Below are 19816 nucleotides of genomic sequence, written 5' to 3' on the forward strand. Positions count from 1 at the left end.
GAAAATCAGACACACTTTTTGTCACTTAACCCTGGATGTGCAGCTCTACTCTGCGGTTTTACTGCACAGCCCCACGTGGCTGCCTTACTTCGTTGCCTTGAAGCGCTTTTCCACCTCAGCACCGAGCCAGGAATCAACGTTGGTCCAGTACTGGTAGACACGCTGCTCCACCTCTGGGGAAACGCCCTGCATGGCACCGACGATGTTGTCTGCCAAGCGATCGCGCTCGGCATCGTCCATCACGTTGCGAACAAGGTCGCCTGCCTGCGAGAAGTCATCATCCTCAGGGTGCTGCACGTATGCGCCAGCGTAGAACTCTTCACCAACGCTCTCCCACTGGCCAAAGGCACCAGCATCGACCTGGCCAGCGTGACCGGAATGCACTGGGCAGCCAGCAGCCTTAGCTGCAGCCGCAGTATCGGCCTCCGGACCGCGAGCGGCGGCGTTGGAGCCATGAACCGGCAGGTTCGGGTCAGCGTAGTGGTAGGTGCCGTAGCCATCCTGCGAGAAAGAATTCACTGGGCAGCGCGGCTGGTTCACCGGCAGCTGGTCATGGTTGACACCAAGACGGTAACGGTGCGCATCAGCGTAGGAGAACACACGAGCCAGCAGCATCTTATCCGGGGAGAAGCCAACACCCGGCACGGTATTCGACGGCGCGAATGCGGCCTGCTCAATCTCGGCAAAGAAGTTGCCCGGATTGCGGTTCAGGGTGAAGTGACCGACCGGAATCAGAGGGTAGTCCTTCTGCGACCAGGTCTTGGTCAGGTCAAACGGGTTCACCTTGTAGCTGGCGGCCTCGTCGTAAGGCATGATCTGCACCTTGACGTCCCAGGTTGGGTAGTCGCCGCGCTCAATCGCCTCGAAGAGATCCTGGCGAGCGTGGTCGGTGTTTTCGCCTACCAGCTCAGCGGCCTCATCATCCGTCAGGAAGTCCCAGCCCTGGCGAGTCTTAAAGTGGTACTTAACCCAGAAACGCTCCCCTTCAGCGTTAATCCACTGGTAGGTGTGGGAACCGAAGCCGTCCATATGACGGAAGTCCTTCGGAATACCACGGTCACCCATCAAGTAGGTGACCTGGTGAGCGGACTCCGGAGAGGCAGTCCAGAAATCCCACTGCATATTGGCATCGCGCAGGCCCGTGTCCGGCAGACGCTTTTGAGAGTGAATGAAGTCCGGGAACTTAATGCCATCGCGGATGAAGAACACTGGAGTGTTGTTGCCCACGATGTCGAGGTTGCCCTCTTCGGTATAGAACTTCAGCGAAAAGCCACGCACGTCACGCCAACCATCCGGGGAGCCCTGCTCACCAGCGACAGTGGAGAATCGCGCCAGCATCGGAGTGACAGTGTTCGGCTGGAAGACGGCAGCCTTGGTGTACTTGGAGACATCCTCGGTGACGGTCAGCTCACCGAAAGCACCTGCGCCCTTAGCGTGAACAACGCGCTCCGGAATGCGCTCACGGTTGAAGTGCGCGAGTTTTTCCAGCAGGTGGACGTCGTGGAGGTTAATACCTCCCTGTAGGCCATTGGTTTGCGAGTGCTGCTCTGTAGGAACCGGCGCACCGTTGAGACGAGTGGTCGGACCATTGGAGCCTTCATAGAGATTCGACATGGGGGCGTTTCCTCCTAAAGACAAGGGCTAGATAACAGTCACAACATGCCCTGACGTTTTCCACCCTACACGAAGTTTCATATTCTGCCTATTAGTCGACCGTGATTGATATGTGGACTTAATTATTAGTCCGATTAGGTTCGCTGTATCGGCGACAAACACTCGACACCAAAAAGGACAGATTTCCCCAAGGAAAACCACACACAATGACCGTCGAAAAGCACTTACTGCGCTTTCAAGCCATACCTATCAGCAGTGAATAAAAGGTATAGCCAGCACTACCACTGCACACAGGCGTTGAGGGTAGGATTTCTCGCGTACCACGCTGTCAATTTGGATTCTGATCGGATACTTCTGCAGACATGAAAAAACAAGGGAGGGGCGCAAAAGCGCTCACAATCTTCAAGTACACGCTGGCGCTGCTGGCGACCATTGCGCTTCTCAAGATCGCATTCTTCCCCGCTAACGACGAGGACTATGCGCAAGCAACCGGTGATTTCTCCCAACCCACCACGGAGCTATCCCCTCAGCGGATCAATAACACGCAGAAGCTGTCTGCCACCATCGTCCCGGACGAGCCCACCGTGATCCGCGCCAACGCGTCTGGTGAAATCACTGACGCCTTTGTCAACAGCGGTGGCAACGCCGTAGAGGGCCAAAACCTGCTCCAGGTGAAGAAGACCTCGGTGTCCGAGAATGCCAGCACCTCCGGCAGCGCGGATTCCGATGATGAAAGCGCCGCAGCCACTGCGCCCGAAACTACCGTGACCTGGGGCAACATCACCGCTAAGGCTTCTGGCACTGTGCAGTGGGATATCGTCATTGGCCAGACGGTCGAGATTGGCCAGGAAATTGGCACCATTTCGCCGAATAGCTTCCACGCCGTAGCACCTATTAAGCCGAGCCAGCTGTACACGCTGGGAGACTCGATTAACAATGGCCGCCTCGCTATCACCGATGGCCCGGCACCGTTTTTGTGCGATTCGGTGAAGACCGTCACGGGAAGTAGCGCGGGCTCGCAGAACACTGGCGCCGGGGATGGCGCTGGCATGGGCGCCGCCGCTGCTGGAAATTCCTCGGGCGGCCCACAGCTGCGCTGTGACATTCCCGCAGATCAGACCGTCTACGAAGGTGTTCCTGCCACGCTGATTCTTGGCAGTGGCACCACCTCGGAGGTCCCGGCACTGCCGGTGACCGCCGTGGAGGGACGCTTCCGCGAAGGTGTCGTCTACGCTCCGGCTAAGGACGGCGGAAAGCCCACCAAAATCAAGGTTGAACTGGGCGCCAACGATGGCACTTTCATTGAGATCAAGCGCGGCCTGAAGGAAGGCCAGCAGGTCTTGGAGTACGTACCTTCCTACAAGGATGAGTCCGCCGGCGACGGCACTGACACCGGCACCGGCGCTGGTGATGGCAGCGACACTGGCTTCGATGAGTCCGGCGATGACGCTGGCTCTGAAAAGTAGGCCCGCGCCATGCTTAGTTTGACCGCAGTCACTCGAACAGTGACGCTCCCCAACGGCGAGGAGCTGCCTATTTTGAAAGGCATCGACCTCGAAGTGCCCCGCGGCGAGCACCTCAGCATTGTCGGCCAGTCAGGTTCGGGTAAGTCAACGCTGCTGAACATCATTGGCATGCTCGATTTGCCAGACTCCGGCACCTACACGTTCGACGGCACTGATATTTCCACTTTGTCGGACAGGAAACGCGCTGCGCTCCGAGGCGATAATTTGGGATTCGTCTTCCAACAGTTCAACCTCTTCCCCTCCCGCACCACGCTGGAAAACGTTGAGGTTCCGCTGATGTACGACCGAGGTGAGAAGTTTTGGAATCGCACCGAGCTCGCCGCCGCGATGCTGGAGCGCGTCGGCCTGGGGGACCGCCTAGAGGCCACGCCTTCGCAGCTTTCGGGCGGTGAACAGCAGCGTGTGGCTATTGCCCGCGCGCTCGTGCGCCAACCGCAGCTCATTCTTGCCGATGAGCCCACCGGTGCGCTCGATGTCGACACCGGCAAGATCGTTATGAATCTGCTCGAAGAAGTCGCGGCGGAAAACAACGCTGCGTTGATTCTGATTACGCACGATTTAGAGGTCGCCGAGCGCGGCGATCGGGTGCTTGAGCTTCGCGACGGTCAGTTGCACGCCGACTCCGTCCTACTATCTGCTGCCAACGCTATGCAAGGCTCCGAGGAGGCTGCTGATGACGACGAATAATGAAACCGAATCGAAGTCACGGCCTTCCTTCCTCTATGCAGCAACGCCTTATCTCGGCGCTCTGCTGGAGGCGTGGCATGAGCTGCGCATTAACCGTGGCCGCATCATGCTGTCGCTGGTCAGTGTGGCTGCCGCAGTGTGGGCGATGACCACGGTTATTGCACTTGGCAATATTCTCACCAGCTCTCAGGATGCGGTAACCGCGCAGAGCACGGGTGTCGCCGGAACGGTCACTTTGACTGCCGGAGCGGGTAGCTCCGATTCCGAGGAAGGCAGTAACTTCGGCGACAGCGGCTTCGGCGACGGCAGCGCCGGCACAATGGCCGATAGCTTTGGAAGCTTCGGCGGCGAGGGCACCGGCGGAAACGGTCCGGACGATTTGAGCGTCCTCAACCCGGACGGGTCTATCAATGACGCCTTTTCCACTGCCACGCATCGCCTGGTGAAGACCACCCATGCCAACTTGTGGTCCCGAGTTCGCATGCAGCCAGCGACACCCGAGCAAAATATGGATGACTGCGCTCCGGATGATTACGAGTGTTTTTCGCCAGGTACTCCCGAGCTGATCGCCGCTGACCCCGGTTGGTTCGATATCTACGCCCGCACCATCGTGCAGGGACGTCGTTTGGAAGATGCCGATGGGCAGCGCTTGATGAACCCCGTGGTGGTCAACGACCAGTTCTACGAAAGTCTGGGCAACCCAGCGCTAGCCGACCATCCAACCTTCAGGTTGAAGGAAACGGGTAACACCACCTTCACCGTGGTGGGAGTGTATAAGTCTCTGGGTTCATGGGACGCCCCGAGCATTGTCACGCACTACGATTCCTTCCTCAACGCCGGCTACGAAGGACAGGTGGGTGAGCCGCAACTTCTCGTCGCGACGCCTGAAGAATCCGCAAAGGAGAACCAGAAGGCGCTGCACAACATTTTCCAGGCGGAGCTCGGCCCCAGCTGGAAGGTGAATACCTCCCTGTCGGAGAAGGACACGCAGATTTCCCAGGAGATGAATAACACCATCACCACTGCGCTGGGCATTATCGGTGGCATTGTGATTGCGCTTGGCGCATTGGGGCTGCTCACGGTCTCGATTGTCACCATTGGCCACCGCGTCCGTGAGATTGGTATTCGTCGCGCAATGGGCGCGTCGGCAGGCAGGATCTTTATCTCTGTGTTCCTGGAGTCGATTGTCGCCACGACGGTGGCGGGTGTGGTTGGCGTGATTGCCTCTATCATCACGGTCAAGCAACTGCCGCTGGATAAGATGCTGGCGCTGCCGCTGGAGACCGGTGCCGTGGCCTACCCCGTCACGGCCGCTGTGATCGGCGTGCTGGTCGCGACATTTGTGGGCGCACTGGCAGGTATCATCCCGGCCACTATTGCCGTCCGCGTCAAGCCCATCGACGCCATCCGCTTCTAGCTTTTCAGCCCTTAGTTCGCCTGGCTGCGTCGCCGCCTGCTTTTTGCAGGTGAGGTCACGTGCAGACAGGCGAATTATCTTTAGGTTTTAAGTTGCTAAGCTATGTCCATGACTCCCGCACGCCTCGTCTCTAATGACGAATACATCACGCAGCTGGCGCTGAAAGCCGGCCGCGGTGATCAGGCTGCGCTGACGGAGTTCGTGCGGCTGACGCAGAAGGACGTGTGGCGTCTGGTCGCGCATCTGGGCGGCGTTGATGCCGCGGATGATTTAACGCAGGAGACGTATCTGCGCGTGATGGGGGCGCTTCCCCGCTTTGCGGCGCGTTCTTCTGCCCGTACCTGGCTATTGTCGCTGGCCCGGCGCGTGTGGGTGGATTCGGTCCGCCATGATTCGGCACGCCCGAAGAAGTCTGCGATGGAAGTGGAAAACGCTGCCGAGCAGTTCACGACCGGCGAATCGTGGTCAGAGCTCGCTGACGCCCGCGTGCTGCTGGAGCAGCTGCCGGAGGAACGCCGCGAGGCACTCATTCTGACGCAGGTGCTGGGGTACTCCTACGCGGAGGCCGCGGAAATCGCAGGGTGCCGTGTGGGCACCATTCGCTCCCGCGTCGCCCGTGCGCGCCGCGATCTGGTTGCCGCGCTTGACGACGGCGACAGCGCCAACGGCGACTCTGCAGCTGTGTAAACCCGCTCCCCCAATGGACGTTGATCTTTCTTCTACCCCATTTTTGGAACACTATCGCGCATGATTGCTCAGTTGAGCGTAGGTTCTGCCTTAACTGATAGTTTTATACATTTCCTTATATTCGCGATACGAAACGGGTATATGAACTGCCCCAGTACGCATACGTTCCATCTTTTCCGACGAGATTAGCTTTGTTTTGGGCCACCACCGACCAACTCACTGAGGAGCAGATTTCCCCATGAATAGACCTTCATGGATTTTCACTGTCACTGCCGTTATCACCGCTACAACCGGACTACCCGCCTACGCCGCCACCATTAACCAAGGTGATCCAGTAGTCATCATTCACGCTAATGGCCCACAAGCTAGTGTCTGTACAGCTGGCTATGTCGACAAAACCAATTCGCAAATCTACACAGCAGGTCATTGTGGACAAGAGGGAGACACAGTGACGGATGGGACATTTCAGAAAATTGGAGTTTTCCAACCGTCTCCCACATATGACCATTCACTAGATACGGGGAACGATATTGGCGTTGTCTCGCTTGACGACCCCGCTACTGCAGGCGTGAATTCGTATTCAGGCGACTCAATGCTATCCCCCACCGATGTTCAAACTGGCGAGACAGTCTGCATATACGGAAATACTACGGGGAAAGTTTCCTGCGGTTTAGCCGCTGATCGCGAGGCATACCAAATCGAGGACAACGCTCTACAGGTTCAAAACGTACAGGCTCAACGCGGCGATTCCGGAGGGCCTGTATGGGTTCCGGAGAAAGGTGCTGTCGGTGTTGTTTCAACTACCTGGAACATCATCGATGGGAACGGACAGAAGCTTGGTTCCTATATCACCGCTAATTCACCCTGGTAAGAGCGCTTTGTTTACGTAGGGCTTGTCATCCTCTGAGGTCACGTCACCCGACCGAGGAAAACAAGCCATCACCGATAGCCAAAGGCGAAAGCCCGCCTCTCCTACCGATTACTCAGTAGGAGAGGCGGGCTTGATTCGTCAGAGGGAATTGGCTCCCTCCGAATCCCTAGCTCTTAAGCGTTACGGCGTCGCATTGCGAAGACTCCGGCAGCTGCCAAAGCAGCACCAGCCATCGCCCACAGTGCCACACCGTTGCCACCAGTCTTAGGCATTTCGCCCTTGGTCACATCGGCAATCTGCAAAATGCCCACCTTCGAATCACACTCTGGAATGCCAGTCTTATCGCACTGATTTCCAGACACCGCGACACCGCCACCGGAGAGAACTTCGATAATCGCATTGCCCTTTTCATCCCACGCCGTGGAGAACTTAATGGGCTCAACGAGCAAGTTGTAACCCTGCGGTGCCTTAGTTTCAATCAGGTAGTAAACACCCGGCGCATCCAGGCCCTGGAGTCCAACACGGCCCGCAGTGTTTGTCTGAGACTGTCGCACTACTGGGTTCGTATCAAGGTTGACACTTCCGTCAGAATTCAAGTTCAGCGCGCCATTGGGGTCGGCACGGTGAACTGCAAACTCTGCACCGTCGAGCAGTCCGCCGGTTTGAATCTGATCCGGCGCATCCGGGTTGTAGCTGACCTTCTCCAAGAAGATTCCCATCTTCTTTTCTGGAGGGGTCAACGGGATGCAGTCGGTATCCTTCCAACCACCCATTTCTGCCTCATTCATAAGGCCAAAGTTGGGTTCGTAGAGACCATTCTCCTCATAGCAACGGTAGTTACCGGACGGCTCTGATGGGTGCCCTTCAGGCACAGATGTTTCATCCAACTTCGATGCGTCGAGAGTGAAACGAACAGTGACCTCATAGACATGCTTGCCGGTACTACCGTCAACACCTTCTGGTTTCGTAATCTTCGGAGTGTTGTTGCCATTTAATGCATACGGACCTGGGCCACGGAAATCCCTAGGCTCACTTAGGCGGTTAAATTCGTCGCGGAACACTACCGTTGCCCCGGTGACGGCCGCCGCACCGACAAACTTCGGCGTGTCTAGCAATTGTCCATAGACGACTTCGTTCGACTCGTATCCCGGAGTCTTGGGGTACTCCACGACCACGTTGTACCTTGCAGTAAATTCGTTTTGCGTGCCCGGTACCGGCTGAGGTTCTGTATCTACCGCAACCTTGTCTACGCAAGCTTCGGTGGAGACATTGTCCGCGTCACCCGGACCCGACTCGGAGTCTGTTGCGACGAGCTTCACACGGTTAGGGCTACATACCGTCTTAAGGTTGCCGTGTTCATCTGTACGCACTGGAGCGGATACAACGAATTCAACCTTTGCATGGGGAGGAATCGTACCGACATAGCCGGTCATGTATTTTCCTTCGCCGCCGGATGGTGCTTCCGCATTCATACCTGCCAAAATGCCACTGCCGGCACCAATCTGGTCCGGTCCAGGCTTACGCCCGTTGACCAACGAAGAACCGGGACCAAAGCCCTCGAACTTTGCGGTTGGGCCGCTCCTATTAATACCGAAATGAGTATCTGTTGGAAGGTACTCGTAGAAAGTGCCACCAGAGCTCGGGTGATCGCTTGTGTTTTCTACCGTAATCGTCCAGAAAGTCCTAGGTTCACCATTGATTATCTCCGTCTTCGAGCGGAGCTTCTTCACAGCGAGGTTTGATTGAAACTCTGGCGGTGGTGCCACCAGGCTAGAGGCAGCATCAGTATTGAACGAATCCGGAAGATTATTCAGAATGTTAACCAACTCAAAGGTCGGCTGGCTGGAGGAAGGATTATCAATCTTTAGCTCAAAACCATTTTGACCAGCCTGGTCACTACCCGCACCGAAACCTAGGTTTCCGTTCGAGTAAGTCCAAGCCTTACCCCACGATGCCGACGAAAACACAATTCGGCGACCATCGAGTGTGGTCAAATTGGACAAATCCCAGGTAGAAATTTGTCCTGTTGCAGTGTCGATGCGCTCCAGAATCACCCTATCCTTTGAACCGGCCTTACTCTGGAAGCCCCACATGTACCGTGGTGCGTCCGGGAGTACTGCCCAGTCCTCGGCAAATGAGATTTGGTTACCGAATACCCGCTCTGCTGTGGAATTGTCCGTGTTCACACGGTAGAACTTACGACTACCGGATGTTGACGCATTTGCCACAAAGTAACCATTTTCGGTCCAGACACCCGCATTCGAGAAGTCGCGGTCGCCTTCAGTTTCAAATGCGGTAGTTTGCGTTCCTGGCTTCTTAATCGGACCTAGGTTGTGTACTTCACCGGTTCCGGGATCGATTTGAAGCAGATTACCTGCCGGATAGCAGTTGTCACCATTCAGACCGCGCTTCTGACTTACTGCGTAGAGCCAGTTGTCATTGGGGTCATACATTAGGGAGTTATACACCCACGGCGAACGACCGACCTCATGGTAGGCCTTACCTTGATCAACTTGTCGGCTCAAAATCGAGGTATCGCGCTTAAGATCCTTCGGCGTACCAGTGACAACGTACACCGGGCTGCCGTAGGCAAACTCTTCTGCCGTCAGCTGACGCGGTGCAGCCTTGCGCACCACTTCCGTCTCTGGAGTCGGATTTTCACACTTCGGAATCGGCGGCGGCGTGGGAAGGTTGAACGTCGCCGAATATACGGTGTTGGTTCCGCCTCGATGCAGCCCCATAAACTGAATCTGCGCAGGACCGCCAATCGAGATCTGTGGCAGGATTACCTGGTACTTCTTATTGCTGATTCTTTTGTACGTAGCTTTGGTCTCGTACCATCCTCCATTCGTACCCGTGTAGTAAACAATCATGTCTGCCGAGTCCTTAGACATGTAACTATCAATGTTCGTTTCAAGAATGACTTCCGTGTCTTTGGGGAGAGTAATCGTCCCATTCGACAACTGGTCTGCGGGAATTACGAAGGTGGGAATGTAGCGACTGCCTTTGAGCACATACCCAGTACCGTTCGTATCTCCGTTATTCTTTGCAATCCTAAAGCTATAGGCGGCATCGGCTGCCGCAGGTGCCGCCATCCTCTGTGGCGCACGCTGCGGTTGTGCAGCACGAGGTGCCGCTACCGGATCATTAGCAGAGGGCTCTGACACCTCAAGCGGTGGCTCACCGGCCTCCACTCCCGGAACATCTGGTGCATCAGCCGCAACAGAGTCGTCTTCCCGCTCGACCCCGCTAGAAGACTCAGCTGGTTCAGCGGACTCCGAATTATCTGGCTTAGGGGTTTCAGAAGTCTGAGCAATCTCGCCTGATGCTGCTACCGACGTATCGCTGAAGATAGCGCCACTCGAAATTTCGGGGGTCTCAAAAACGAACGTTGCCCCATCGACGACCTTAGCGTTCAACCCCGTAATGCTGAACTTCACGGGATTCGAAGAAACATCGACCCCTAGATTGTCTCCCTCACGGAGAGCAATCTTTTTACCGTTGACGGTCAACGAATACTTGCCGTCGGCAAACTCCAAATCAGAGGCGCTATCTGCAGTGATCTCCATTCCGTTGAGAGTTGCATCACTGGCAAACTTTCCTTCAAACTTCGCGGTATCACCGCTGGTAACCGTTAACTGGTCGCCTGACGTCAACGCCACACCGATATCAGTGGTCTGCGCTTCCGCCACAACACCAGCCACCTCTGGCATACCTGCCGGCATGACAACACCAAAAGTGAGGGTCAGCGCCGCAGCGACCGACGCCATCACGCGCACATTTCGCCGCGCGGATTTCGGCTTGCTAAACATTGTCCAGGACATTAGCGTCCCTCACTTCCTTTATCTTTCTTCCTGCTCACCGCAATAATGATGAAGCCCGCACCAATTAATGCGGCAGCTGCCGCCACCAATCCAGCAACCTGCACACCTGTCAGCGCCAGAGAACCTGATGTCCCTGACGATGAAGACTGACCTTGACTTGAACCTGACGCCGATTCGCCGACCGGTTTCTTCGGAGGTTTGGTGGGCGTAGTAGTGGGCGTTGTCGCCGGAGTAGTCGTACCATCCTCCGGCGGCGTCGGAGGTGTGTCCGGCGGAGTCGTCGGCGGTGCCTTAGGTGGCGTCGTCGGAGGTGTCTTAGGTGGAGTTGTCGGAGGTGTTGTCGGTGGTGGAGTTTTACCTGGCGTATGCGACTTCGCTACGATGACGCCTTCGACCGGGTTGGGGTCTTCCGTCACTGTGTGGAAAGGTACCGCGACCAGGAAAGCGTTGATTTCACGGTAGTTACCGTCCGGCGCACTTGAGGTCACAAGGTAGATACCGTCGACAAGCCCGGAAAACTGAACCTCGCCGTTGGCATCTGTCACCTTGGAAAGGTTTAAGTCCTTGTTCCATTTTTGGATTTCGTCAAGGCGGGCCGATTCCACTCGCTTCATATCCGCTGGATTTTTGGGGTCAATCCCCTCCAACCGATCTAGGTGAATGGTCACTCCCTCAACGGAACCTGCGACAGTCTGACCGTCATCATCGGGGTTTCCCTTGGTCAAACGAATCTTCAGCACATTCGTGCCAACAGACTGCTCGACTCCCGCCACGCCGTCACGTCCTGCGACAGGGACAGCCTGCGCGATATCCGCACCTGCCCCAAGGCCAGCGCAGGTGAAAGCAAGCGCAATGGTTCCTGCAACTACGCTGTTCAGCCGGTTATCACGGTTATTAATCATTGTCATGCTCCCACCAGCGGTCTTCATCGTCTCCGTCTTGCTCGGAAGCTGATTGCGGTTGCGACGGATCCGATTTTTCAGCTCGCTTTCTCGTGCGCCTGTGGCGACCGCCAGCGCGATGGCTGGTAACGCTTTCGTCGGCCTGATCGCCGTCATAGTTATCAAAGGAATCTTCGGCCATATCGCCGTCGTGATTGTCTTCATCGAAGGTGTCGTCAATATCTTCCAGCTGGCGTTGACGCCATACCCACCAGGCAAAAGCGGTGCCAAGCACTAGCACGACTACAAGCAAGGTGTACATCCACCACTGCCAACCCGCACCGTGGGTCTGACTGAAAACTTCATCATCCGCTTCATTCAGCGGCACTTGATGGCCACGCACCAAAAGCCTGTGGGTGTTAATGCCATAGGGCGTACACGTAATAAGCGTGACGTAGTCCTGATTGGGCACAGGCCTCAAATCGTCAGTTTCGTGTGGCAGAACGACCTTAATTTGATCGACTACATACTTGAGCCGATGACCGGACACCTGAATATAAAAGGCGTCACCTTCACGGGCTTTGGCTAAATGGTCGAACATTGTTGAGTTCGACAGACCAGTGTGCCCAGTGATAATCGAATGCGTTCCGACGCCGCCGACCGGTAAATCGGATCCATACAAATGACCTAAACCACGTTGCAGGGTCTCATCCGAGGTTCCATGCAGTACAGGCAAATCTACATTGATGGATGGGAAAATGAACCGAGCCATCGCTTCGGTCTCATTTAGTTGATTTAAGTACTCTGCGTACTCGGGATTATCCGCATGGATGCGGTTCAACCACGGATCCAGGATTGGGCCGGTATCGCGACCCTCGTTGTACGCATGCGCCCGTTCCCACTGTGTGTTCTTCACATCTTGTGGAATGTCTTTATCCAATTGCGCATACGCTCGCGCGGCACGCGACGCATTCATGTTGTTCCATGCTGTCGACACCACCGGGTACAGCATGACCAACAAGCCGATTACAACAATAATTGCGGGCAGCGTAAGGCTTTTACGGGCCGGCTTTTCTGATTGCTGGCTAGCATCCAGCTCGACTACCGAAGCAGACGACTGTTCCACGGGACAACTCCCCAAAGATTCCTAAATACGCACAGCCTTCAACAGCCAGATACACCAAACCCGCCGCCAATTGCCACTGCGCAGACAACCAAAATCAATCACAACAGCAGCGCACTGACCACAGTGCGCTAGGCAAAGCAGGGTACACAACGCGTACCCTGCTTCACCGTCCTTAGAGCGGCTTTCGCTCTAAGGCACCGAGTACAAACTCGGATTTAGTTCTTCGATCCGCGGCGAGCGAACCATGCACCAGCTGCGACGATAGCTGCACCGATGGCAGCCAGGATGCCGACACCGGCGCCACCAGTCATCGGCAGGTTTGGAGTGTCCTGCTTGATGTTCTCAATCTCAGAAACCAAAGTGACCTCATCGTCACCCTCGCGCTCACCGGTTGCAGATACGTTGGCTCGAGTGAACTCAATCTCAGTGACATCCTTTTCCGGCAGTGCGTAGCCAGCAGGAGCCTTGGTCTCCTTCAGGCAGAACTTCTTGGTTGCCGGGGCTTCCTTGCCATCCTCGAAGTCGGTCAGGTGCAGACCATCAATGGTGATTGTGCCGTCCTCACCGGTGGTCCAGGTCTTCTCGTCCTTGACAGTTACCTGTGCACCCAGGTCAGATGCCGAGGTGCACTGGTAGAGCTCGAACTCAGCGCCTTCCAGGACCTTGCCCTTTTCCTCGCCGTCCTTCTTCACGACCTTCAGCTTGCCGTGGTAGGTCTCGACCTCATTGGTCTCGTTCTTGACCTCGTTACCGGTATTCGGGTTATTGAAGAAAACTTCACCCTTGTTCTTCAGCACAGTGGTGTCGCCAACCTCCTTGCGCTTAACCTCGAAAGTCAGCGACATCTTGGCACCGGGCTGAACCTTGGCCAGACCCTGATCGGTCAGCTTAACGACGAGCTTGTTTCCGTTCTCAGCCGGATTGTTGACATCGTAGTCACCGGCGCCCAGAACCGTGTCACCAGCCTTGACCTCGGTAACCTGCTGGAAGTCCAGGCGCTGATCCAGCTGATCCTCGAAGCGGAAAGCCTTCAGGCTCTTGCCCTCGCCCCAGGTCGGAGCGTCGGCGTTAATGGTGTAGGTGTAACCATCCTGGATGTGCTTATCCGCATCCTTGACGGTCTTCTCAGTCTTGGTCTCCGTGTTCTTCGGGTAAGCAACGACGTTGTAGTTCCACGCGTCAGATGCCTCATTGACCATCGGAACGGAAACGATGAACGGAGCACCAGTAACGATGCCGGCCGGAGCGTCTGTTTCCTCGACCAGGTAGATGCCCAGATCCAGGTCATCGAAGGCAGCCTTGCCATCGGCACCTGTGGTCTGTTCCTTGACGTCACCAGTCTTATTCTCATCCTTGACGTCTGCAGCCGACTTCGGGAAGGTTGACCAGTCACCATTCTGCAGGTCGTAGTTCAGCTTGGTGATCTTGTAGGTCACGCCAGCGAGCGGCTCGCCCGGTACGCCTTCCATCTCCTGGCCGGTAGCCGCAGTACCCGACTCATTACCCTTCTTCTTGTAGAGGGTGATCGAACCCTTCTTGCTGAAATCGATGTTTGCCTTGTTCACAGCCCCCTGCTCAACAGCAGGTCCTTCAGGCTGAGCAATAACAGCAGGAGCAGAGATACCCATAGACAGGCCGACGATTGCGGCGAACGTTACCGAACGAGCGGTACGAGAGAACTTATTCACGGAAACAGGTCCTTTACAACGGTCCAAAATGAAGCGGCACGCTTCAATACGTCTCGCGATTCACTTCAGACGGCGACATCGATATTCTCCGACCGCACAAAACTGATATTTTCCTTAAGAAAAGACCAGCCTGTCTAACCTTCTAAGCTTCAGCGTCATGAACTTTTATGTTTGTATGTTGAAACATTCCAGCTCAAGCCCATTGCCCGCTCGGTTAACAGCGCTCAGTGAACCGCTTATATATAACCTAACCGCTTAAGCATCTGACCGATACCCCCAAGGAGAACGGGCCGCGACACCTGGGCATGAAAACCCTTCGCATTCACACTTCGTACTACCTCCGCGATAGCTCTTTGCACTGTTCGCGACGGGCTTTTGCCCATTCACCCAAAAAAGCGTCAAGATTTCCTCGATTTATCCCCCTTCCCCCAATCAGGGCTAACCAGTTGGTTTGTATCAATAGCTTTTACCCCCTACCGCTATCGTCGCAGCGCACGCCGGGCAAATGAGGGCTCATCAACCTTCTCGTATTTGCTGTCACGACAACGTCGTCAAGCGAAAGCAAAAGGACACCCTCAAAAACCAAGTAACGCCCCGCGACCCACCGCCTTGTGCTAGGACCTGTAAAAGCACAGAGACAGTAAGCGACACGGGGCGCGCTGTGGCGTCACAAGAGGCGTTTAGAGAACCGCCCAGTAGTGAACATCGTTGTAGCCGTTGAGCTTGAGGACGTCACCAACCTGATCGACCTTCTTCTTGCCCTCGGGGGTCATACCATCCGGCATGATCTGCACGTCAGCGCTGTGGTCACCGGTGAAGGTGATGTTGACGTAGTCCTTGCCATCGCGATGCTCAAGCTCGAAGACGTAGCGGTTGACGGCTAGCTTGCCCGAGTGGAGGAACCCACCCTTGCCCGGAGCGACAACTGCAGTGTCAGCAGAGTTTGCAGGTGCAGCTACTGCCTGTGCGGCAGTGGCAACCGGAGCGGCAAGCACGAGTGCGCCCACACCCCAGACACCGATTTTCTTCAACATGCTCATAGGTACTTCCTTATCTTCTGTGTTTCTGCAGGGTTTCTGCAGATTTGTTCTGTGTTTTTCTGCGACTGCCGGCGCCGCCGTTGTTCGACGGCGTTCAACAGCCACAGCCAATGAAATTGGTCAACTAGTTGAGGCTGAGCCCCAGCGCCCTAGTGCTCTGATCTAGCGCACTGGATTAGCGCACTGGAGTGGCCTCGACGATGATGTTGTCGGCGTAACCCAAGGTGCCGCCGACGAACTCGCCTCCGCAGGTGATGAGGACCAAGCGGTTCTCACCAACTGCGTCGTTGACAGCCTCGGGCATCTGGGCGCCCTTGACCACCTGGATTGGATCCTTGCTGACGGTGAAGTCTCGGCTTTCGCCATCTACCTTCACCGTGACAGTGTCACCAGCCTTCAGGTCAGCGAAACGTGCAGCGTAGCCATCGCCCTGGTCCACCTCATTGACGTGACCGGTAATGACGGACGATCCAGCTGCACCTTTCTCACCCGGGATTGCGGAAGCCGAGTACCAGCCAAGGCGCGAAACATCGGTCGGTGGAATCAGAGATCCTTGATCAGTCAGCTGAACGAAATCAATCGGAGCCGACTTACCATCAATGAGCATCTCCATCTCGTGCACAGCTCCCCGAGAACCCTGTGCTGGAGTGGGCAGATTCTCCTGCGCACCATCGAGCGTCGAATCATTGCGATTGATCTGGCCAATCACCAGCAGAGCGATAACGCCGATCAATGCGATAGCGGCGATATACACCCTTGGCTGCTTCCACCAAGGCACGTCCTGCAGGTCTCCGGCTTGGCCGTCGGCCTGGTCTTCGTCCTGGCCAAACGGATCAACGTGGTTGAGTGCGCCGGTTTCGGCCTCCGGATCGATGCCGGGCTCGTAACCTGGAGCATTTCCAGGTTCCTTTCCGGTCTCGTCCGAGCCAAACTGATCGGTCATGGAATCTCCTTAGTTCGTGGCTACCGTCGGCAGAGCGTGCGTAGCCAAACCGGTCGGGCCAGACGGAACCGAACTAATTGCACGTCGTTCCGAGTTCGGAGCCAACGGCTTTCCGTGGTTCTTCTGCTTATCCTGGCCAGTGCCTCCGATGATGGTGACGTTGGTGTTGTTCTGCTCCGAGTGCTGATTAATCACAGTGGTCGGGGTGGCAGAGTCGCTGGTAGGTGCAGAGGAATCGTCGTTAGGCGTGTTCTGCTCGCCCTCATCCTTCGGCTGCTCAGATGGCGTGTTCTCTGGGGTCTTGCCGTTCGTGACAGTCTGCTCCGCAGAGTTGATGTCCTTGTGAACAGCAACTTCCTTGCCATTGGCATCGGTCAGAGTCTCGAAGGCAACCTGGGAAGCGCAGTCGCCGTCAGTGATGATGATCGGAACATCAACCGTGCCGGCGGATGCCGTCGGCACAAAGTGCAGGCGGCTCCTAGCGCCAGTGGACTTGCCCGTCTCCTTGCACATCAGCTCACCGGTCAACGTGTACTTCGTGCCCGGCTTCAGGCCAGTGAAGTGCACGGTGTCGATGACGACAGCGCCCTTCTCAACCAGACCCTTGCCGGCAATACCGGCAGTAGTCGTGATGGCTGGGTTGTCCTCAGACTGCGCTGGGGTGCTTGGGTGGTTTGGCTTTTCCGGCTGGGCAGGCTTGCTCGGCTTTTCCGGCTGGGCAGGCTTGGTCGGCTGAGCAGGCTTGGACGGCTTGCTCGGCTTTTCCGGCTGAGCGGGCTTAGTCGGCTTGCTCGGCTTGCTCGGCTTTTCGGACTCGGACTTAGACGGAGTTGTCGTCTCAGACGGCTCTTCCGGCTGTGTCGTCTCCGGCTGCTCGGAAGGCTCATCCTCGCTCGGAGTTACCGGAACGGTGGACGTGGTCGGCTCAGTCGAGCTGGTTTCCGGTACGGTCGTTTCCTCGGACGGAGTTTCGCTTTCCTCAGTCGGGGTATCTTCCGGAGTTTCCGGAACCTCGCCGGTCACGGTCTGGTTTGCATCGTTGATATCTGCGTGGTCAGCGATCTCATTGACCTGACCAGCGCTTTCCTGACCAGTTGAGTCAACCTCATCAGAGGTCAGGTGCTCGAATACAACAGCCTCAGCAACAGGAGTCTTAACAGAATCAGACACCTCAAGAGTGACAGTCACAGTACCGCTTGCCGACGTCGGCTTGAACGTCGCCTCGCCATGCCCAATCACAGAGCCATCGGCCTTGTTAACCAGTTCACCGGAGAGGGTGTAGTTTTTACCAGGCACCAAACCCTCGAAATGTACGGTGTCAACAACCTTGGCATTAGCCTCAATGCGGTTGCCCTGAAGCTCCGCTACCGTGCGCAGCTCCGGCTCCAGCGGCGTATCAGCGGGCTCGCTCGGCTTAGACGGTTCGGTGGTCTCAGTCGGCTCGGTCGGCTCCGTGGTCTGCGACTCAGTGCTGTCAGTCGGCTCGGTCGGCTCCGTCGGGGCAGCCGGCTTCGTGGACTCGGAGGCGTTAGGAGTAGTCGTCGAAGAGCTCGGCTGCTCGTTGCTTTCCGACGTCGTCGGAGCCTCAGACTCACTGGTCTCAGAAGTAGAGGTCTCGCTGGACGACGGCTCCGTTGTTTCCTCGGTTGTCTCCTCGCTCGTCGGAGTTTCTTCGGAGGTCGTCGGCTGTTCCGGCTTTTCGCCGTGAACGGTCTGAGCTGCGTCGTTAATGTCCTCGTGGGAGGCGATTTCTACCGGCTGACCATCGGCGTTGTCCTGGCCATCGGCGGTGACCTCTGTCGAGGTCAGCTTTTCAAATGCAACAGCAGCGGAAACCGGCTCATCCACATCATCGGAGACGGTAATCATGACAGTCTGTTCACCCGAAGAGGTCTCCGGAGTGAACTCGACGCTACCGGTACCCAAGACGCGATCCGCATTGGCCTTGTCCACCAGGGTGGCATCCAGACGGTAGTTCTTACCCGGAACCAGGTCAGTAAACCTCACAATGTCCTTAACCACAGCGCCCGCAACAATCTTGTTGCCGTTCAGGCGAGCCTGAGTGGAGATCGACGGCTTAAGCGTGGTCGGCTTCTCCGGCTCGGACGGCTTGGTCGACTCGGACGGAGTCGTGGTCTCCGCAGGCGTGGTCGGAGTAGTCGGCTTCTCCGGCTCGGTTGGCTGTTCCGGTTCGGTCGGCTTCTCCGGTTCAGACGGCTTCGTCGGTTCAGACGGCTTCGTCGGCTCTGCCGGAACTTCACCTGAAGACGGCGTGACATTGTCAATCACAATGATGTCTTGTTTCTTACCATTGTTGAAAATGTAGCCAGTGCGGTTCGTACCGTCGACGGTGCCCTGGCCGACGTTAGCCGGACCAGTGAGGTAGTCGTAGACAGCCTTCGTCGATGGGTTGTGAATGCCCTGGGAGAAATCAATGTCATCGGAGAAGTGCCACAGAGCGAACTGAGTTGCGTTATTGGCATCCAGCACATTCAGGCGTCCTTTAACTCCAGCTGCCTTCCCCAGTTCATCCAAACCAACAGCTGGAGAACCGTGGTGCGCAATCCAGTTGAGCTTCCGGTATCGGTCAAAGTCGTTCCGCAGCTTGTTATTGGTATCTGTACTGCGCGAGAACTGACTGAAGTTCTGCACACGACCGGTGTCATAAAGATCACCGCCGACGCTGGCCTCAATGCAGTAACCCATTTTGTGGCTACCAAATGGAGTTGCAGCCTCGTCAAATGCCGCAATGAGTGGCCCAAAATTACGGACATTTCCGTTGGCTTCAACACCCGCAACGGTTCCAGGAACACTCAAAATCTTCTGAATCGTCAGGGTTTCGCCAGTGTCCTCCGGCTCCTGCGCATGCGCAAGTATCGGAGATTTAGCGAAGAAAAGAGCGAGCACAGCCACGAAGCCAAAAAGCGCCAACCAGCGCTTTTCGTTTGTAAAACGACCGAACATGAGCCCTCCCCCTTCCTTCGATTTCAGTGCGTTATACACTTTTCGCTACCTTTCCAGCCTTCAATTAACAATCAATGACCACGCATAAGCGTCTCCAGCCCCCATCACAGGTAGCCCAGTTGACATCGCCTTCTAATTCTCATTTATAGCGTTGGCCGTCCCCGAATATAACAAATACATTTTATGTTTGTTGAGCCATTTAATTGCCACCCCTATTGTCTTTTATTTCAATGTCAATAATTGTTGTTTGCATATTTTTTCTGGGGTGGACATTTGGACACCACACACATGCCGAAGTTCCACCTTTCGCCACGACACCTAGCCATTCAACCCATAAAATCACGATTAACCTGCGCATATGAAGTTTTTTCAATGAATCCCCGCCCATTAATTTGGGTTAGAATGTCTCCCATGTCACGATTTTCATAATTGTGAGTTACGGCACAAATGACACCCCACCCCCACCTAATGAAAATGCAAGCCAATAAATCCCTAAGAGCAAAAATGACGTCTCAAGACTATTTGCAAAAAATCCCCCGGGGCACCAT

Annotated in this window: 12 protein-coding genes and 1 pseudogene; 5 read left to right on the plus strand and 8 right to left on the minus strand. The window is 55.9% G+C overall.

Annotation, left to right across the window (positions count from 1 at the left end; genetic code table 11):
- Window positions 1–84: 84 nt before the first annotated feature.
- Complete coding sequence (locus HMPREF2849_RS05255; protein WP_070862700.1) at window positions 85–1614, minus strand: catalase; 1530 nt, start codon at window positions 1612–1614, stop codon at window positions 85–87.
- 362 nt (window positions 1615–1976) lie between these two features.
- Between HMPREF2849_RS05255 and HMPREF2849_RS05260 the strand changes: the two genes are divergently transcribed.
- The 5 genes from HMPREF2849_RS05260 to HMPREF2849_RS10970 all read left to right on the plus strand — a co-directional run bounded on the left by HMPREF2849_RS05260 (window position 1977) and on the right by HMPREF2849_RS10970 (window position 6802).
- The gene (locus tag HMPREF2849_RS05260; protein ID WP_070862701.1) at window positions 1977–3080 is read left to right on the plus strand and encodes an efflux RND transporter periplasmic adaptor subunit; all 1104 of its coding nucleotides are present in this window, start codon (window positions 1977–1979) and stop codon (window positions 3078–3080) included.
- Between the two features lie 9 nt (window positions 3081–3089).
- Complete coding sequence (locus HMPREF2849_RS05265; protein ID WP_016421909.1) at window positions 3090–3827, plus strand: ABC transporter ATP-binding protein; 738 nt, start codon at window positions 3090–3092, stop codon at window positions 3825–3827.
- Window positions 3814–5244 carry an ABC transporter permease gene (locus HMPREF2849_RS05270; RefSeq protein ID WP_016421908.1) on the plus strand — a complete coding sequence of 477 codons (1431 nt, stop codon included), beginning with the start codon at window positions 3814–3816 and terminating at the stop codon, window positions 5242–5244. The genes HMPREF2849_RS05265 and HMPREF2849_RS05270 overlap by 14 nt, the downstream gene beginning before the upstream one ends.
- Before the next feature lie 102 nt (window positions 5245–5346).
- Entirely contained in the window at window positions 5347–5931 is a 585-nt protein-coding gene (locus HMPREF2849_RS05275) for an RNA polymerase sigma factor (RefSeq protein ID WP_172954594.1), read from the plus strand.
- A 238-nt stretch (window positions 5932–6169) separates the two neighbouring features.
- Window positions 6170–6802 (plus strand): trypsin-like serine protease, encoded by a 633-nt coding sequence (locus tag HMPREF2849_RS10970; RefSeq protein ID WP_083276317.1) that lies wholly within the window; start codon window positions 6170–6172, stop codon window positions 6800–6802.
- A 173-nt stretch (window positions 6803–6975) separates the two neighbouring features.
- Here HMPREF2849_RS10970 and HMPREF2849_RS05280 read toward each other — a convergent pair whose 3' ends face one another.
- The 7 genes and pseudogenes from HMPREF2849_RS05280 to HMPREF2849_RS11490 form a co-directional block, all read right to left on the minus strand.
- Window positions 6976–10626, minus strand: a complete 3651-nt coding sequence (locus HMPREF2849_RS05280; RefSeq protein ID WP_070429231.1) for a prealbumin-like fold domain-containing protein — start codon at window positions 10624–10626, stop codon at window positions 6976–6978.
- Window positions 10626–11528: an isopeptide-forming domain-containing protein gene (locus HMPREF2849_RS05285; RefSeq protein ID WP_083276316.1), complete on the minus strand. Its 903-nt coding sequence runs from the start codon at window positions 11526–11528 to the stop codon at window positions 10626–10628. Before HMPREF2849_RS05285 ends, HMPREF2849_RS05280 begins: the two co-directional genes overlap by 1 nt.
- A gap of 285 nt (window positions 11529–11813) precedes the next feature.
- A pseudogene (locus HMPREF2849_RS05290) lies at window positions 11814–12555 on the minus strand (class C sortase); the annotation flags it as partial.
- Between the two features lie 293 nt (window positions 12556–12848).
- Window positions 12849–14321 (minus strand): SpaH/EbpB family LPXTG-anchored major pilin, encoded by a 1473-nt coding sequence (locus tag HMPREF2849_RS05295; protein WP_070429230.1) that lies wholly within the window; start codon window positions 14319–14321, stop codon window positions 12849–12851.
- Window positions 14322–15001: 680 nt separating this feature from the next.
- Window positions 15002–15361, minus strand: coding sequence for a hypothetical protein (locus tag HMPREF2849_RS05300; protein ID WP_070862702.1), 360 nt, complete (start codon window positions 15359–15361; stop codon window positions 15002–15004).
- A 175-nt stretch (window positions 15362–15536) separates the two neighbouring features.
- Window positions 15537–16304 carry a class F sortase gene (locus HMPREF2849_RS05305; protein ID WP_070862703.1) on the minus strand — a complete coding sequence of 256 codons (768 nt, stop codon included), beginning with the start codon at window positions 16302–16304 and terminating at the stop codon, window positions 15537–15539.
- Window positions 16305–16313: 9 nt separating this feature from the next.
- Window positions 16314–19268 carry a VaFE repeat-containing surface-anchored protein gene (locus HMPREF2849_RS11490; RefSeq protein WP_070862704.1) on the minus strand — a complete coding sequence of 985 codons (2955 nt, stop codon included), beginning with the start codon at window positions 19266–19268 and terminating at the stop codon, window positions 16314–16316.
- Between the last annotated feature and the right edge of the window lie 548 nt (window positions 19269–19816).

The organism is Corynebacterium sp. HMSC073B01, assembly GCF_001838255.1.
GTDB classification, from domain to species: Bacteria; Actinomycetota; Actinomycetes; order Mycobacteriales; family Mycobacteriaceae; genus Corynebacterium; species Corynebacterium jeikeium_D.

Excerpts from the sequence above, each read along its gene's own strand:
- HMPREF2849_RS05270 (WP_016421908.1), top strand. The coding sequence starts at position 3,814 with ATGACGACGAATAATGAAACCGAATCGAAGTCACGGCCTTCCTTCCTC.
- HMPREF2849_RS05300 (WP_070862702.1), bottom strand. The coding sequence starts at position 15,361 with ATGAGCATGTTGAAGAAAATCGGTGTCTGGGGTGTGGGCGCACTCGTG.
- HMPREF2849_RS05255 (WP_070862700.1), bottom strand. The coding sequence starts at position 1,614 with ATGTCGAATCTCTATGAAGGCTCCAATGGTCCGACCACTCGTCTCAAC.
- HMPREF2849_RS05275 (WP_172954594.1), top strand. The coding sequence starts at position 5,347 with ATGTCCATGACTCCCGCACGCCTCGTCTCTAATGACGAATACATCACG.
- HMPREF2849_RS05260 (WP_070862701.1), top strand. The coding sequence starts at position 1,977 with ATGAAAAAACAAGGGAGGGGCGCAAAAGCGCTCACAATCTTCAAGTAC.
- HMPREF2849_RS05305 (WP_070862703.1), bottom strand. The coding sequence starts at position 16,304 with ATGACCGATCAGTTTGGCTCGGACGAGACCGGAAAGGAACCTGGAAAT.
- HMPREF2849_RS05285 (WP_083276316.1), bottom strand. The coding sequence starts at position 11,528 with ATGATTAATAACCGTGATAACCGGCTGAACAGCGTAGTTGCAGGAACC.
- HMPREF2849_RS11490 (WP_070862704.1), bottom strand. The coding sequence starts at position 19,268 with ATGTTCGGTCGTTTTACAAACGAAAAGCGCTGGTTGGCGCTTTTTGGC.
- HMPREF2849_RS05280 (WP_070429231.1), bottom strand. The coding sequence starts at position 10,626 with ATGTCCTGGACAATGTTTAGCAAGCCGAAATCCGCGCGGCGAAATGTG.
- HMPREF2849_RS05265 (WP_016421909.1), top strand. The coding sequence starts at position 3,090 with ATGCTTAGTTTGACCGCAGTCACTCGAACAGTGACGCTCCCCAACGGC.
- HMPREF2849_RS10970 (WP_083276317.1), top strand. The coding sequence starts at position 6,170 with ATGAATAGACCTTCATGGATTTTCACTGTCACTGCCGTTATCACCGCT.